This is a genomic window from Paraburkholderia guartelaensis (assembly GCF_004353905.1).
Classification (GTDB): Bacteria; Pseudomonadota; Gammaproteobacteria; order Burkholderiales; family Burkholderiaceae; genus Paraburkholderia; species Paraburkholderia guartelaensis.
Genome location: NZ_SMOD01000032.1, coordinates 42735 through 57578, shown reverse-complemented (window position 1 = coordinate 57578; position 14844 = coordinate 42735). Strand labels below are relative to the sequence as shown.

General features: G+C 66.4%; 13 protein-coding genes. 6 read left to right on the top strand and 7 right to left on the bottom strand.

Features of this window, described 5'->3' with window-relative positions:
* Nucleotides 1–183: 183 nt before the first annotated feature.
* Complete coding sequence (locus tag E1N52_RS31610; RefSeq protein ID WP_205965692.1) at nucleotides 184–1167, top strand: diguanylate cyclase; 984 nt, start codon at nucleotides 184–186, stop codon at nucleotides 1165–1167.
* A gap of 12 nt (nucleotides 1168–1179) precedes the next feature.
* Here the strand turns inward: E1N52_RS31610 and E1N52_RS31605 are convergent, their stop codons facing one another.
* The gene (locus tag E1N52_RS31605) at nucleotides 1180–3372 is read right to left on the bottom strand and encodes an NHL repeat-containing protein (RefSeq protein WP_133187274.1); all 2193 of its coding nucleotides are present in this window, start codon (nucleotides 3370–3372) and stop codon (nucleotides 1180–1182) included.
* Between the two features lie 267 nt (nucleotides 3373–3639).
* Here E1N52_RS31605 and E1N52_RS31600 point away from each other — a divergent pair, with 267 nt between their 5' ends.
* From E1N52_RS31600 to E1N52_RS31590, 3 genes are read left to right on the top strand one after another with little or no spacing between them, the layout of a single operon-like run.
* Nucleotides 3640–4389: an anti-sigma factor gene (locus E1N52_RS31600; protein WP_133187272.1), complete on the top strand. Its 750-nt coding sequence runs from the start codon at nucleotides 3640–3642 to the stop codon at nucleotides 4387–4389.
* 55 nt (nucleotides 4390–4444) lie between these two features.
* Nucleotides 4445–4963, top strand: a complete 519-nt coding sequence (locus tag E1N52_RS31595) for a sigma-70 family RNA polymerase sigma factor (RefSeq protein ID WP_028205375.1) — start codon at nucleotides 4445–4447, stop codon at nucleotides 4961–4963.
* A complete protein-coding gene (locus tag E1N52_RS31590) occupies nucleotides 4960–5805 on the top strand; it encodes an anti-sigma factor family protein (protein ID WP_133187270.1) in 846 nt (281 codons plus the stop codon). Before E1N52_RS31595 ends, E1N52_RS31590 begins: the two co-directional genes overlap by 4 nt.
* Before the next feature lie 607 nt (nucleotides 5806–6412).
* Here the strand turns inward: E1N52_RS31590 and E1N52_RS31585 are convergent.
* The 4 genes from E1N52_RS31585 to E1N52_RS31570 form a co-directional block, all read right to left on the bottom strand.
* Nucleotides 6413–8206: a trypsin-like peptidase domain-containing protein gene (locus E1N52_RS31585; protein ID WP_165979485.1), complete on the bottom strand. Its 1794-nt coding sequence runs from the start codon at nucleotides 8204–8206 to the stop codon at nucleotides 6413–6415.
* A 316-nt stretch (nucleotides 8207–8522) separates the two neighbouring features.
* A complete protein-coding gene (locus E1N52_RS31580; RefSeq protein ID WP_133187266.1) occupies nucleotides 8523–8852 on the bottom strand; it encodes a DUF4148 domain-containing protein in 330 nt (109 codons plus the stop codon).
* 129 nt (nucleotides 8853–8981) lie between these two features.
* Nucleotides 8982–9551 (bottom strand): chromate transporter, encoded by a 570-nt coding sequence (locus E1N52_RS31575; RefSeq protein WP_133187264.1) that lies wholly within the window; start codon nucleotides 9549–9551, stop codon nucleotides 8982–8984.
* Nucleotides 9548–10120 (bottom strand): chromate transporter, encoded by a 573-nt coding sequence (locus tag E1N52_RS31570; protein WP_133187262.1) that lies wholly within the window; start codon nucleotides 10118–10120, stop codon nucleotides 9548–9550. The genes E1N52_RS31575 and E1N52_RS31570 overlap by 4 nt, the downstream gene beginning before the upstream one ends.
* 318 nt (nucleotides 10121–10438) lie before the next feature.
* Between E1N52_RS31570 and E1N52_RS31565 the strand changes: the two genes are divergently transcribed.
* A complete protein-coding gene (locus tag E1N52_RS31565) occupies nucleotides 10439–11548 on the top strand; it encodes an extracellular catalytic domain type 1 short-chain-length polyhydroxyalkanoate depolymerase (RefSeq protein ID WP_133187260.1) in 1110 nt (369 codons plus the stop codon).
* Nucleotides 11549–11556: 8 nt separating this feature from the next.
* Here the strand turns inward: E1N52_RS31565 and E1N52_RS31560 are convergent, their stop codons facing one another.
* A complete protein-coding gene (locus E1N52_RS31560) occupies nucleotides 11557–12960 on the bottom strand; it encodes a DHA2 family efflux MFS transporter permease subunit (RefSeq protein ID WP_133187258.1) in 1404 nt (467 codons plus the stop codon).
* Nucleotides 12957–13385 carry a MarR family winged helix-turn-helix transcriptional regulator gene (locus E1N52_RS31555; protein WP_133187256.1) on the bottom strand — a complete coding sequence of 143 codons (429 nt, stop codon included), beginning with the start codon at nucleotides 13383–13385 and terminating at the stop codon, nucleotides 12957–12959. Before E1N52_RS31555 ends, E1N52_RS31560 begins: the two co-directional genes overlap by 4 nt.
* A gap of 189 nt (nucleotides 13386–13574) precedes the next feature.
* Here E1N52_RS31555 and E1N52_RS31550 point away from each other — a divergent pair, with 189 nt between their 5' ends.
* Nucleotides 13575–14828 carry a DUF1479 domain-containing protein gene (locus E1N52_RS31550; protein ID WP_133187254.1) on the top strand — a complete coding sequence of 418 codons (1254 nt, stop codon included), beginning with the start codon at nucleotides 13575–13577 and terminating at the stop codon, nucleotides 14826–14828.
* Nucleotides 14829–14844 lie beyond the last annotated feature (16 nt).

Below are 14844 nucleotides of genomic sequence, written 5' to 3'. Positions count from 1 at the left end.
GACGCGACCGATATCATGACCGAGAAGTCCAATCTTCCAACCAGCGCAAACGTTGCCGACAGCATCGGGCCGGACGTCGGCCTCGATGCAGCGCTTGACCCCAGCAGCGCCGACGACGCTTCGCTCGCCGTCGCGCTGGAGGCCGTGCGCAGCGCGCTTGAGCAAACGCTGCCCGCCGCCGACATGCCGATGATGGTGCTGCTGGTGGACGACCAGGCGATCGTGGCGGAGGCCGTGCGCCGGGCGCTCGCAAGCGAACGCGAGATCGACTTCCATTATTGTGCGCATCCCGACCAGGCCGTGCGCACCGCCGAGGAAGTGCGCCCGACTGTGATCTTGCAGGACCTCGTGATGCCGGGCACCGATGGCCTCACGCTCGTGCGCGCCTACCGCGGGAACGAAGCGACGCGCGACGTGCCGATCATCGTGCTCTCCACCAAGGAAGAACCCGCCATCAAGAGCGCGGCGTTCGCCTCGGGGGCCAACGATTACCTCGTCAAGCTGCCGGACAGCGTCGAGCTGATCGCGCGCGTGAAATATCATTCGCGATCCTACGTAAACATGCTTCAGCGCGACGAGGCGTATCGCGCGCTGCGCCGCTCGCAGCAGGAACTGCTGCGCGCAAATCTCGAACTGCGCCGCCTCACGCATTCGGACGGCCTGACCGGCCTCTCGAACCGGCGCTATCTGGACGAATTCCTGAGTGCGGAGTGGAAGCGGGCGGAGCGCGAGCGCACCGAAGTGTCGCTGCTGATGATCGACGTGGACTACTTCAAGCCCTATAACGACACCTATGGCCACGTGGCGGGCGACAACGTGCTGCGCTCGGTGGCGACGACGATCCGCCGCGAAATACGTCAGCCGCGCGACCTCGTGGCGCGCTTCGGCGGCGAAGAGTTCGCCGTGGTGCTGCCGGGCACGGGCAGCGCGGGCGCGCGGCTGCTCGCCGAGAAAATGCGCCGCGACGTGGCTGCGCTCGCGTTACCGCACGTGGGCTCCGCCGTGAGCGAGCACCTCACGATCAGCATTGGCGTGGCGACGCTCACGCCCGCGCCGGGGCTCGCGGAAACCGCGCTGATCGAGGAGGCCGACGCCGCGCTGTACCGCGCGAAGCGCGACGGGCGCAATCGCGTGGCGTTTTCCACGCACGTGTCGGGGCGGTCGTAAAGGCGCAGCGCCTCAGCCCGGCGTCCAGTCGTACATCAGGATCTTGGCGCGCGCGTCGTCTTCCACGAGCACCACGTAATCGCCGTTATCGCGCTGCGCGGCGCTCATGCCCATATAGATGTCCACCCACCCGCTCGTGTTGCCCACGTTCGCACCGGGCGTCATCGAGCCGACGATCTGGCCGCTGCGCGCGTCGTACACGTCGATCTTCTGCGTGTATAGCTCGGCGATGAACACATAGTTGCCGGCCACGGCGATCCCCACCGTCGTCACCTGCGGGCTGCTGCTCGTGTTCCAGGGCAACGATGCCTGCCACGTGAGCGTGGGCGAACCGCTCGACCAGTTGTCATAACGCGCGAGCACGGGCCCGGCTTCCTTCCAGTGCGAGGCATCCCACGGAATGTTCGCGGTGAAGCCCGTGATGTACATCGTGTCGGTTTCGGCCACGTAGACGATCCGCGCGATGCGGTTGAACGGCGCCGGCATCGGGAACATCTTCGACGATGCATAGGTGTACTGCGGATTGCCCTGCGCGTCGAGCCCTTGCATCGGCATCTCGCGAATCCCCGAAAGCGGCGTCGCGAGCCAGACGTTGCCGGGCGTGTCCACCCACCAGTAGCCGTTGCCGACGGTCGCGCCCGTCGAAGGGTTCGAGGTGATCTCGCTGGCGTCCACGTGGCCGTCGCCGTTCGCGTCGCGCCACATCCACTCGCCGTAAGTGGGCGGGCCGGCGGGCCAGTTGCCCGGCATCGGATTCTGTGCGAGCAGGCCCGAGGGAATCGCGACTTCGCCATCGGTCGCGCTCGAGAAGCGGTAAATGTTCAGGTAGTGCGCGTACTGGTCGAGCGTATAGAGGAATTGCTGGCCGTTGAAGCGGCGCACCATGGGCGAGCCGCGCACGCCGCGTGTGGAGTGCAGCGCGGGATCGTCGGGATACGCGAAGCGGTTGAGCGTGAAGCCCGCATAGGTCCATTGCTTGCCAGGCGCCTGGCTGTAGTCGAGCGTGAAGCGCTTCGAGCCGGTGAAGACGTTCGCGGTGTTGGCGGGGTCGAAGGCGGCGGCATCGACGAAGGTCAGGCCATCGAGGCGCCAGCCCAGCGTGCGCGTGCCCATTGCGTAACTTTCGAGCACCGCCCCCTGGCCGACGAGCGCGGTGCCGTACGGCCGCGGCCCCTGGCCGTTTTGCGCGACGTACAGGTTGCCCGCCTGGTCGTAGCCGATGCTGGTGATGCCGTTGAAGCGCCAGTCGCCGGGCGTGCCCTCCACGACGTGGAAGATACCCTGGCGCGTGCCCAGCGTGCCCGCCGCCGCCATCTGGCCGCCCGACGCGCGGGCGTAGAGCAGAATCTGCTGCGAGGGGCCGTTGTCGGCAATCGAGAGCTGGCCGGAAGGCGCGAAGGCGAGGTCGGTGGGCACCGTGCCCGCGGGCAACACGGGCGCATCGTTGAGCGCGGTGCCGTCCTTGCGGTAGTGACCGATGCTCGGGCCGTTCGCGTCCTGCATGCCCTGGATCACCCAGAGCGTACCGTCGGTGGCCAGCGCAATGCGGCCCGGTGTAGGCGCGGTGAAAGAACGCAGCTGACGCATGGTTTGTGCGTCGTAGACGACGATGCGGCTGTCCGCGGTATCCGAAACATACAACTCCGCGTCGGTGGCGGCGAGGCCGCGCACGGCGCTGTCGCTGCTGCTCGGCGCGGCGAGCACGCGCAGGAAGCTGTTTTTCGTCGCGTTCGCGCTGTTGCCGATGCCGCTCGCGAACGGCGCGCCCTGCGCCACGTTCGAGCGCAGCCGGCGCGTCACACCGAACCATGTCTGGTTGGCCGGCGGATAGTCCGCGCCCACGAGCCCATTGCTCTGGTTGCCGATCGACATCGCGGCATAGACATAGGTACTGTTCGCCGCGATGGCGTCGCCGCCCGCATTGCCCCAGCCATGCGTGTTGCCGGCCACGGCGAGCTTGTCGCCGCCGCGGTAGACGCCGATCTCGCTGCCGCTTTCGTCCCAGGGCGCGTTCGCGTAGACGGTGCCGTCTGGCGCGACGGCGATGGCCTGTACGTCCTGCTGCATCCACTTGCCGTCGCCGAAACCGAAGCTGTTGCCGATCCAGGACGTGGTGTAGTTGAGCGTGCTTTGCGCAACGCAGGGTTCAATGGCGAGACCTTGCAGCGCTAACGACAAGGCAATGAGGCGAGCAGCATTTTTCACTTGAATTCCTGTAAATCACGAACCTGCCGCAGGGCATGTGGCAGTTGGGCGTGATGCTCGCATGCGCTTTTAAGGAAATAATTCAAATATTATTCAATGCGGGTAATGTGGCCTTTTTTTATGCGGATGCGATGAACGGGCTGCCCCGTATGGAGCAAAATCGCTCGAGCACCGCGCAAAAGGGGAATTTCGCCGCCCGCTGGAATAATCGGCGCCTGCCGCGTGTTTGCCCCCGCATCGCCACCTATTCAGCATTGGTTCACGACCATGAAGTTCCGCGGGCCGCTCGACGAGCCGCCAGTTTCCGAAGCCGATATCCAGGCCTATAGCGACGGCACGCTCGCTGGCGCGCGGGCGGCACACGTGCGCCGCTACCTCGCGGGCAAGCCCGGCGAATGGCATCGGATCCTGTTCTACCGGCGCCTGAACGCCCAGATCCGCGATGCCTACCCGGCGCCAGGTGCGCCGACGGCACCGACTGCGCAGACGGCGCACTCGCTCAGCGCTCCGGCTCGAAGCAGGCGGGTGTTGCGCTACGCTATGGCTCTCGCGGCCGCCCTGGCGTTGGCGGGCGCCGCATTGGCGTGGGTCGGCGTGACCGAGCCGTCGCAGCAAGTGCTGAACAACGCCGCGGTGATGGCGCTGATGGAAGCCGAAAACGCGCAGCCCGAGGCGCTGGAAGCGGGCGCGGCGCGTGCGCCGTTCGATTTCGGCGCGGCAGGCCTGCACTTTCTCGGCGGCGGAGAAGTGCGGGTTGGCCCGTTCGCGAGCGCGCAACGCTATGTCTACGAGAACAAAGAGGGCGAGCGCGTGGTGCTGCTCGCGAGCCGCGCCTGGCTGGCGGGCGCGGCGCCTCAGTGGAGCGCCCACCGCGCGGGTCCGCTGCGGCTTCTGATGTGGCGCGAGCGTGGCACGCGCTGGGTGCTCGCGGGTGACGCACGAACGCGCGGCTTGATGCGCGCGGCGGACATCGCGACGCTCGCCACGCCGCAGTCGCGCGAAGGCGAAGGATCGTGAACCAGCCCGACGATGCGAGCCGCGCAATGACCCTTGCAGCAATCCAGGATGAAACATGGACATCCGTGACGAGTTGATAGAACACGTGCCGCGCCTGCGACGCTACGCGCGCGCGCTGATCAACAACCGCGAGCTCGCCGACGACCTCGTGCAGGACACGCTCGAGCGCGCCATCGCCCGCACGGAGTTGTTTCGTTCGGGCACCGATCTGCGCGCCTGGCTTTTCACGATCATGCACAACCTCTTCGTGAACCAGGTGCGTAAGTCGGCGGCACGCGGCGCGCACGTTTCCGTCGACGACGACAGCGTGCCCGAAACCGACTACGCCGTGCCCGCCACGCAGACGGGTGCGCTCGAAGTGCGCGATCTGGACTTTGCGCTGCAGCGACTGCCCGTGGAGCAGCGCGAGGTGGTGCTTCTGGTAGGACTGGAGGAGATGAGTTACGCCGATGTCGCATTGGCGCTCGACATACCGATAGGAACGGTCATGTCGCGACTGTCGAGGGGACGCGAGCGCTTGCGGGCGCTCATGGCCGGTTCCGTCCCGCGTGCGAATCTGAAGGTGGTGCGATGAGCGAACAACAAAATCCAGTCACGCAAGACGAGATCCACGCCTACGTGGACGGCACGCTTTCCGAGGCTCGCCGCGCCGATGTGGAGCGCGAGCTCGAGCGCAACCCCGAGCTTGCCGCGCGCGCGAGCGACTTCTTCGCGCTGAACAATCTGCTGCACGAGCGTTACGACCGCGTGCTCAACGAGCCGCTGCCTGCGCGCCTGCGTGTGGCCGCCCCCGAGCCCGAGTCGCAGACGGTACGCAACGCGCGCCCGGCCGCGAACTGGCCGCGCTTCGCGGGCCTGGCGGCGGCACTCGTTCTGGGCGTGGGCATCGGGTGGGGTATGCACTACGGCATGGGCGGCACGGGAGGTCCCGCAAGCGCGGCTGGCGGCGGCGAGCTGCGGGCGGTGAGCGCGGACAACTCCATGCGCTTCGCGCAGCAAGCGGCGCTGGCGCATGTCGTTTATATGCCGACGGTGGCGCGGCCCGACACGATGGACGACAGCCAGGAGCAGGACTTCGTGAAGTGGCTCGCCAACCGGCTCGGCACCAACGTGCACGCGCCGATGCTATCGAAGAGCGGGTTCGAGCTTTCGGGCGGGCGGTTGTTGCCGGCCGACGACGGCGGCGAAGTCGCGCAATTCATGTATCACAATGCGCGTGGCGAGCGGGTGACTCTGTGTATCTCGCATCGCAAGACTAGCGCCAATACCACTGCGTTCAAGCTCTATCAGGATGGGCCTGTGAATGTGTTTTATTGGGTGGATGGGGATTTTGGGTATGCGCTTTCTGGGGGGATTGATCGTAAGGAGTTGCTGCAGCTTGCGCATGATGTTTATGCGCAGTTGACGCAGCGGTGAGGGTTGGGTTTTTGGTTTTTGTTCCTGGCGCTTTGGCCTTTTCTTGTTTTCGCGGTGGTCTGCCTGGGTTGCCCCTGTGCGGGGCGGCACCTACTTTCTTTGCGGCGGCAAAGAAAGTAGGCAAAGAAAGCCGCTCAAACCGCTAATGCCTGCCACCGTTCACCTCGCGCCGTAAATGGTGAATGGCTCCGGAGCGTCTGTCACCACTCGCCCACAAACGAAGTGACAAGGCGCTCATCCTTCCGGCGGCGCTACGCGCGCCGAAGGGCATAACCAAAAACCAACGGGGCACTGAGTTTTCGCGAATGCGCATTCGTGCCCCCGGTTTCCCTTGCAGACCCAACCGCAGCGCGCGAAGCGAGCAGCGGGATGAATGAGCGCCTTGTCACTGACATTGAAGGTGCGAGGTGACAGACGCTCCGGAGCCATTCACGAAGAATGGCGCGAGGTGAACTGTGGCAGGCATTGGCGGTTTGAGCGGCTTTCTTTGCCTACTTTCTTTGCCGCCGCAAAGAAAGTAGGTGCCGCCCCGCACAGGGGCAACCCAGGCAGACCACCGCGAACACAAGGAAACGCGAAAGCAGCCAAAAACCGAGCGCAGCGCCAATCACCTAACCTTCACAGCCACAAAGCTCCTCGCATTATTCCGCTGAATCAGCAGCGACATACTCTTCGTCGCCTTCGCCTCGAGCGCGACAGCTTGCTCCTGCGATTCGACCAGCGTGTCATCGAGCGACAGCACGACGTCTCCAGCCCGCACACCCGCACTCGCAGCGGGTCCAGTGGAGGCTTCCACCATCAAACCAAGCGGCAACCCGGTCGAGCGCTTCTCCTCGGCGCTCAGCGCGTGCGCGATCAGACCGAGGCGGTCCGCGGCATGGCGCGGGGGCGGTGCTGCCGCAGCGGCAGGCTGCGCGCTCGTATCCGTCATCACCGTTTTGACGGCATGCACGTCGGACGGCGGCGCCTTGCTCACCGGATCCGCTACGGCGGGCGCGACCGGCGCGTCGGTCTTCTCCGCCGCCTGTGCGGCATCGGTTGCTTGAGCTGCTGTCGCACCTGCGGCTGCGCCAGCCGCCGCCGCAGGCGCATCCGCCGCCTTCGCCTCGAACGCCGTGTTCGAGAAGCCGGCCACCGCGGGCTGACGGTTGCGGATCACCTTGAGGGAGGCCGGCGTGGCGGGCGGGACGGAAGCGAGCGCGGCGGCGAGCGTCGCGGCCCGGTCGACGGGCTTGGTGCCGACCTGCACGATCACGTCACCGGTCCGGATGCCCGCTTTGCCGATGGGCGAGGCGGGATCGACTGCATCGACGAGCGCGCCGCCCGCGTGCGGCAAGCCGAGCGCCGCCGCGAGCCCGGGGCTCACGTCTTCGACTTGCATGCCGAAGGTGCGGATCGTCCCGCCATTGCCCGCGTTTGCCGCGTTCGCCGCGTTGGCGCTGCCGGCGGGCGCCGCCTTGCGCGCCTGCAACTGGGCGCGGAACTGGTTGGCGGCGTCGATCGGAATCGCGAAGGTCAGGCCTTGGTAGCGGCCGCCATCCGCGTAAATCTGCACGCCGATGCCGATGACCTCGCCCTCGCGATTGAAGATCGGGCCGCCGGAGTTGTCGGGGTTGACCGCCACGTCGGTCTGGAGGAACGGAAACGCCTTGCCGTCGGGCAGCGTGCGCGAGGTCGCGCTGAGGATGCCCGTCGTCACGGTGTTCTGATAGCTGTCCGGCGACCCGATCGACAGCACGGGCTCGCCGGCGTGCACCTTCGCCGTATCGGCGAGTTTCACGAACGGTAGATCGTGGGCGTCGATCTGCAGCACGGCAACGTCGCTTTGCGGATCGACGGCGACGACCTCCGCCTTGAACTCGCGCTTGTCCGTCAGCCGCACGGTCACCTGCTCGGCGTTGTCGACGATGTGCGCCGTGGTGAGCACGACGCCATCAGGGCTCACGATGAATCCGGAGCCCGCGCCCATCATCACGCGCGGTCCGCCGGCCTCGGCGTCGGACGCCGGCTTCGGCGCGCGCTTGAAGAACGCGAAGAAAGGATCGTCGGCGTCGATAGCCTCCTGCTCGGGCGGCGACGACGGGTCGTCGGGACTGCGCGCGATCACGTGCACGACGGCGGGGCCGTAGCGCTCGGCGAGCGAAAAGAAGTCGGGTGCGGCCACGGCCGCCGGCGCGGTTGCCTCGGCGGTGGTCTTCGGCGCGGCGGCCTTGTCGCTAGCCGCCTTGTCGCTGGCCGCCTTGTCGACGGCGGCTTTGTTGGCGGGCGGCTTGTTGGCCGGCGGCTTTGTGGCGGCCGGAGGCGTCGTTGCGGCGTTCGCCTCGTAACAGAAAGCGCTGGCAAGCGCGAGGGCAAGCGCCGCCGCAGGGCGCGAAGTGCGGGCGAAGATCAGGCGGAGCACAGCACACCTCCCAGTGGTCATCGTGCTGGCGGGCGGCACGCGAACGCGGATAGCAAACGAATGCCGACGAACATAGTGTAGTCACGCCACAAGACAATTGGGGGGCAGGGTTTGTCCTGTAGCGCACGCAAATCTGCAGGCACGCGTCACGGTGCATGCCCGGCGCATCGAAGATGACGCGTTGGTGACTTTGCGGCTGGCGAGGATGCTCGGGGTCGGGAGGGGAGGCGCCGAAAAAGCGCGCGAGACGCCCCGCTCGTTGCGAGCGGGGCGTTCTGCGGTGGCCAGGATGGGGAGCGGGTTTCGGCGACGGCTTTCAGCTACCCGAATACAGGTTGCAGAAGCTCACCGGCCCGACACACGTCCTGTGCGGTGCGCCGGCGTCGCTCGTGCCCTGCATCGGCGCGCCCATGCCGCTGGGTTCCTGCTGTTGATGTTGTGCCTTCGCACGCGCAACTTGTTGCGCGGATACGGGGCTCACGTCGGGATACGAGCTGTCGGTCACGAATTGCGAGCCGTTGGCCTGTGCTTCGATCAACTGTTCGCGCACCTGGGCACGCGTAAGTCCCTGCGCGGACGCGGTGGATGCCGCGCCGATGCAGGCAGTCACGACGAGCAAGGCGTAAAGCGGGCGGCGGATGATCATTTCGAACTCCTGATTAAAAGCATGGTTCGGCGACCGGCTGGAGCACGGTCGAATCAACGGAGACTGCAATGGGTATACTGCCGCGGGTGCGCTGTTATTCCCGTGGAGTTGCAGCGGCGGTGTGTTTTTCTACGTGAGCCGCACCTGGACCCAATACGGCAGGCCGGCGCCGACCAGGCTGACGCCGACGAGCGCGAGCGCGCCGGCAAGGAGAAGAACGAGCGGACTGACCCGCGTTCTGAGCAGCACGCAAAGCGACACGATAGCAATCGCCTTGGCGGGAAGGCCGCCGTTCAGCGACTTGAGCAGCACCCAGCCAGCCGCGAGCATCATGCCGGCCGCGATGGGGCGCAGGCCGCGCTCGAGCGCCAGCTGCCACGCCGCACCCTGATAGCGGCCCCAGATATGCGTGACGCCATAGATGAGGATGCCGGTTGGCAGCAGGAGCGCTGCGGTCGCCACGAGCGCGCCCCAGAACCCGGCGACCTGCCAGCCGATCAACGTGACAAGCAGCGAGCCGGGGCCCGGCGCCATGCGCGAAATCGCGAAGTCGGCGGCGAATTGTGAATGCGTCATCCACGGATGCACTTCCACGACCTGGCGCTGGATCTCCGCGACGATCGCCTGGCCACCGCCGATCGTCACGAGCGAGAGTGGCGCGAAAATGGCGGCCAGCTGACCGAGCAGGCGTGAATTCATCGCGCACCCCGGCGGATCGCCACGTATTCGTAGAGCACGCTCACGGCGCCGCCTGCCAGGACCACCCACACCAGCGACAAACGCAGGATGCCGATCGCAAGAAAGGTCGCCGCCATGAGGAGCAGCGGAAGCACTTGCCGCCGCACGCGCCGCGCGGTGACGACGCCCATCGACAGCGACAATCCCGTTGCCGCTGCGGCGGCGCCAGCGATCAGAATCTGCGTGAGCGGATGGAAGATGAGCGCGCCAACCACGCTGCCGATGACGACGATCAGACACGCGGGCGGCACGAGGATGCCCGTGACGGCCACGGCGGCGCCGCGCCAGCCGAGCAGCCGATGCCCGATCCAGATCGCCATGTTCTTCACGTTGATGCCGGGTAGCGCCTGCGAGATGGCGAGCCCGTTGAGAAAGTCCTCTTCGCTGATCCAGTCGCGATCCTGGACGAATTCGCGCAACAGCCAGCCGCTCAAACCGCCGCCGAAGCTCGTCAAGCCAATGCGGCTGAAGATCAGAAAGAGTCCGAACAGCGTGGGGCGCGGCGAGGCGTTTGGCGTGGAAGCAGTCACGGGGATGACGGAAAGGAGGTAATGCCGAATAGCTCGGCGATCGTCTCGTGCGGCCTTTCTTTCCGGTTCCTGCTCGATTGGGTCGATCTTTTACCGGTGTTCGAATTGGCATCGCGGCAATGGTCGGCGAAATTATAGCGCCGCGGCACTTGTGACGCGGCGCGCCCAGCGGCGCGCGGTCATGCAAAACTCAGCGCGAGGTCAGGGCCGTTATGATGGTCGGACTCGCAGCGGTTCGATCGCTGTGATCGCCGTACCGCGCTGTCCGCCGTGTGCCGCCTGGCGTGACGTGATCAAAACGCCTTGTCGCCATTGCTCATGCCCAGGAAAAAGACCAACGTCTGGCTCAAAGGTCTCGAACTGCTCACCCGCATGAGCACAACGCGACCGAAGAAAAAGGCCGCCGTACGCAAAGCGGCGCCCGCAAAGGCTGCCCAGGTCGCGAGGCCGGCAGCCAAACCGGCGAAGGGCGGCGGCAAGGCGCACGTGGGGCGTGCGCAACCGGTGGGCACGGGCGGCAGGTGGATCCGCTCCTATCATTCCGCGCCGCCCAGGGCCGGGCATCTCGTCAACCATCTCGCGTATGCGCTCTATTTGCCCGCCGGCGCGGCCAAGGCCAGGGTAACGGGCACGCCGCTCGTGGTCATGCTGCACGGCTGCAAGCAGACGGTAGAGTCGTTCGCCGCGGGCACGCGGGTTTGCCGGCTGGCGGATCGCGCAGGCTTCGCCGTGCTGCTTCCCGAGCAGGCGAAAACGGCGCACGCACAGCGATGCTGGCACTGGCACGGCGACCATGCGCAATCGGAGGCGCCGGCGGTCGCCTCGCTCGTCGATGCCATCGTGCGCGAGCACGGATTCGATCGCGAGCGTATCTACCTGGCGGGCATCTCGGCGGGAGCCGGTCTCGCGTCCGTGCTCGCCATGCGCTATCCGTTGCGCTTCGCCGCGGTTGGCCTGCACTCGGGGCCGGTTTTCGGCGCGGCCACTTCCACGATGAGCGCGATGAACGTCATGCGTCACGGCAGCCGCGAAGACCCGGCGCATCTGGTCGATGCCGCGGTCGACGTCGCCACCCATCCGGGTGTGCCGACCTTCATCGTGCAAGGCGAAATCGATGCGGTCGTGGCGATGCGCAACGCCGCGCAACTCGGCATGCAGTTCGCGCGTGTCAACCGGCTGCTCGATACGCAGGGCGAGTTGCGCGTTGGCGAGATCCGGACCTATAGCCGCGACGCGGTGGCGTACACCGACTATGTCAAGTCGGGCAGGCTCGTCGTGCGGGTGTGCCTCATTCGCGGACTCGGGCATGCATGGAGCGGCGGCGATCCGCGCGAAGCGTTTCATTCGGATCGGGGCCCCGATGCGATGGCGATGATGTGGCAGTTCTTCCGGCGGCAGCGCCGAAGTGCGGCAGGTGAAATGGCGTGAGCGGGGCGTTAGCCCTCGTTTGCGCGGCGTACTCTTGCGGGAAGCAGCATGGCCGCCGCGAAGCACAGGAGATGCAGGCCGCAAAGCGCCGCGAACGCCGGCAGGAATTGCCGCGGTTCGGCAGCGGTGGAACTCGGGACTGCCAGGGAAACCGCGATAGAGATGAGCGTCGTGGCGAACGGGCCGCCAATTCTCTGCGCGATATTCAATGCGGTGTTCGCCACGGGAAGCCGGGCTTTCGGCATCCGGGCATACGCGGCGGAAATCGAAGGAATGCTAATGGTTCCCTGTCCTACGCCCGCGATGAACAGACTGGCCAGCGAGAGGCCCGTGGAGAACGCGTTGCCGGTCATCCACAGGAACGGCAGCGTCGCGACCAGCGCCAGCAGCGCCCCGCCTGCCGCGAGCGCGCGGCAGCCCAGCCGCTCAGTGAGAGAGCCCATGCAGGCGAACGAAGCCATCATCCCCGCGCCCGTCGCCGCGAGAAGCCAGCCCGCATGCGCGGCACTTAAGCCGCAGCCTGCTATGAGGTAGAGCGGAACGGCAAGCTGCCGTCCATACATGATGCCGTTGGCGAAGAATTGCGTGACGGCGGGAACCGCGAACGTCCGGTCCGCAAAGAGGCGCACGTCGATCAGCGCCGCCGTAGGCCGGCGTAGCGAGTGCCACACGAATCCCGCGAGCAGCGCGGCACCGGCTAGCAGAAGCCCTGCGCCTTCGGCGTGCATGGCGCTCTGGAATCCATAGACGAGCGCGGCGAGCCCAGGCGAAATCAAGGCAAAGCCCGCGAAATCGAAGCGGCGCCTTTGCGCTTGACGGGCGTCGGGCGCGAGCAGGCGCGCGGCCAGCGTGACGCCGAGTATGCCGACCGGCACGTTGATCAAAAAGAGCCAGGGCCAGGTTGCCCGAGCCAGCACGGCGCCGGCAAGCACTGGCCCGAGGATCGGCCCGAGCAGGATGGGCAGTGTGGCATAGCCCATCACGCGCTCCATGTTCTTGCCCGCGACGCGCCCGATCATCATCTGCGCCATGGGGGCGAGCAGCCCGGCCACGAGTCCCTGGAATATGCGCGCGGCGATCAGTTCCCCCATGTTTTGCGCTGCGCCGCACAGTACCGAAGCGAGCGTGAAGGCCGTGAAGGCAAAGAGATAGAGCCGCTTCGCACCGACACGGTCCACGAGCCAGCCGTTGAGCGGAAGCATGAGCGCCATCGCCAGCAGGTAGCCGCTCATGATCCACTGCGTCGTGGCAACGGGCGAGTGGAGCGCATGGCCGATGGCGGAGAGGGAGACGTTCACGAGCGTCGAGTCCATCTGCGCCATGAACGAGCCGATCGAGACGACGACGGCGACCTTCCAGACGGACCGGGGAATCCGGCTGGCGGCGCCGCTGGGATCTCGCGTTCCGCTCATCGTTCAGCCAGCCTTCTCATGATGTCGCCCGCCTTGAAAAGCGCGGCGCGCTCATCTTCGTCGAGGTTCGCGATGGCTTGCGAGAGCCACAGTTGTTTCGCGTCGCGGTTTTTCTTGCGCAGTTGCTTGCCCTTTTGCGTCAGCTCGATGAGCACCTGGCGGCCGTCGGTCGCGTGTGGCGTGCGCGTGACGAGGGCCATGTCCTCGAGCGCCGCGACGGTAGCGCCCATCGACTGGGGCCGCATGCCTTCGGCGCGTGCGAGCGCGGCAATCGTGGCGGGGCCGTCGTTGGCCAGCCGCGACATGACGACGGACTCGGTCATCGAAAGGGCACCCGCATACGACTCGTTGCGCGTGCGCCGCACGAGCATGCCGATCGCCTGCATGAAGTCGATGACGGCGGGTTCAGGGGTTTTGGCAGACATGACGATCCACGCGGATTCGGATGCGATATGTCATCGAATGATGAGGATAAACAGCCAAACTTGCAAGTTTACCTGTTTAAATTTTGAAGACCTGAGGGGAGGGATGCCAAACGGTTAACGCCAGGCGCGCGCCAATTGAGGCGTATGCTTGCCATCAAACGACGGCATTCAACCCCGATGGAGACACGCATGGCGGCACTTCAAATCGACGATGTACCGGCCGCGATCCGGCAGGCCAAGCGCATGTTGCGCGCGCAACTGCCGAATTATCGCGAAGTGTTCGAGGAAGTCGCGCAGGTCATTGGTGAAGAAGCGCGGCACATTGCCCAGCTGCGCGAGGCGGGCGAGGCCGTGATTCCGGAGATCGCGTTCGCCGATATCGCGGCGCAGCGCGTAAGTCCCGAGGCGATCGCGCTCGTGAAAGCGCGCGGCGCCTGTGTGATACGTGGCGTGTTCGAGCCGGAGCAGGCCGCGCGCTGGGACGCCGAAATCGCCGATTACGTGGCGCGCAACGATCTCGACGCGCGTGCCGCCGAACGCGCGGCGCAACGCAACGCCCTGCCGCCGCAGGCGAGCCGCCCGTTGATCTATGGCCTCTACTGGTCGAGGCCGCAGGTGCAGGCGCGCGAGTCCGCCGAACTGACGGCCGCGCGCGTCTTCCTCAACCGCCTATGGCGCCACGAGAGCGAAGGGCGCGTGCATTTCGATCCTGATGTCGTGCCCGTCTACGCCGACCGTCTGCGGCGCCGGCCGCCCGGAACGGCTGCCCCCGGCCTCGCGGCGCATTGCGACGGCGGTGCGGTCGAACGGTGGGTCGACGAAAATTTCCGCCAGGTCTATCGCCACGTGTTCTCGGGCGACTGGCGGCGCTACGACCCATTCGACGGCGCGTACCGCACGCACGCGAGCGAGATTCCCTCGCGCATCGCCTCGTCGATGTTCCGCACCTTCCAGGGCTGGACCGCGCTCACGCCGCAGGGCCCCGGCGACGGCACGCTGCAGATCGTGCCCATCGCCAACGCCATGGCGTACGTCCTTTTGCGCGCGCTTCAGGACGACGTGGCCGAGGACGACCTGTGCGGCGCGCAGCCGGGCCGCGGACTGCCGATCAGCCATGAGTGGCATGCGCCGCTGTTCGATGCGCTGACATCGATTCCTCAGATGCAGGCCGGCGACACCGTGTTCTGGCACTGCGACGTGATTCACTCCGTGGAAGACGAGCACCGCGGCAGCGGCTACAGCAACGTGATGTATATTCCGGCCACGCCGGGTTGCGCGAAGAACGACGCCTATTTGCAGCGCCAGTTGCCGAGCTTTCTCGAAGGCCGCAGCCCGCCCGACTTTCCCCCAGAGCATATCGAAGCCGATCTGGCGGATCGTGCGGGCGTGGCCGATCTCACCGCGCTCGGGCGCACCCAGCTCGGCTTGCCCGGCGTGGCCTAACATGTGCAGATGACCC

Coding starts and splice junctions, on each gene's coding strand:
- E1N52_RS31610 (WP_205965692.1), top strand. CDS start 184: ATGCCGATGATGGTGCTGCTGGTGGACGACCAGGCGATCGTGGCGGAG.
- E1N52_RS31600 (WP_133187272.1), top strand. CDS start 3,640: ATGAAGTTCCGCGGGCCGCTCGACGAGCCGCCAGTTTCCGAAGCCGAT.
- E1N52_RS31595 (WP_028205375.1), top strand. CDS start 4,445: ATGGACATCCGTGACGAGTTGATAGAACACGTGCCGCGCCTGCGACGC.
- E1N52_RS31590 (WP_133187270.1), top strand. CDS start 4,960: ATGAGCGAACAACAAAATCCAGTCACGCAAGACGAGATCCACGCCTAC.
- E1N52_RS31580 (WP_133187266.1), bottom strand. CDS start 8,852: ATGATCATCCGCCGCCCGCTTTACGCCTTGCTCGTCGTGACTGCCTGC.
- E1N52_RS31575 (WP_133187264.1), bottom strand. CDS start 9,551: ATGAATTCACGCCTGCTCGGTCAGCTGGCCGCCATTTTCGCGCCACTC.
- E1N52_RS31565 (WP_133187260.1), top strand. CDS start 10,439: ATGCCCAGGAAAAAGACCAACGTCTGGCTCAAAGGTCTCGAACTGCTC.
- E1N52_RS31560 (WP_133187258.1), bottom strand. CDS start 12,960: ATGAGCGGAACGCGAGATCCCAGCGGCGCCGCCAGCCGGATTCCCCGG.
- E1N52_RS31555 (WP_133187256.1), bottom strand. CDS start 13,385: ATGTCTGCCAAAACCCCTGAACCCGCCGTCATCGACTTCATGCAGGCG.
- E1N52_RS31550 (WP_133187254.1), top strand. CDS start 13,575: ATGGCGGCACTTCAAATCGACGATGTACCGGCCGCGATCCGGCAGGCC.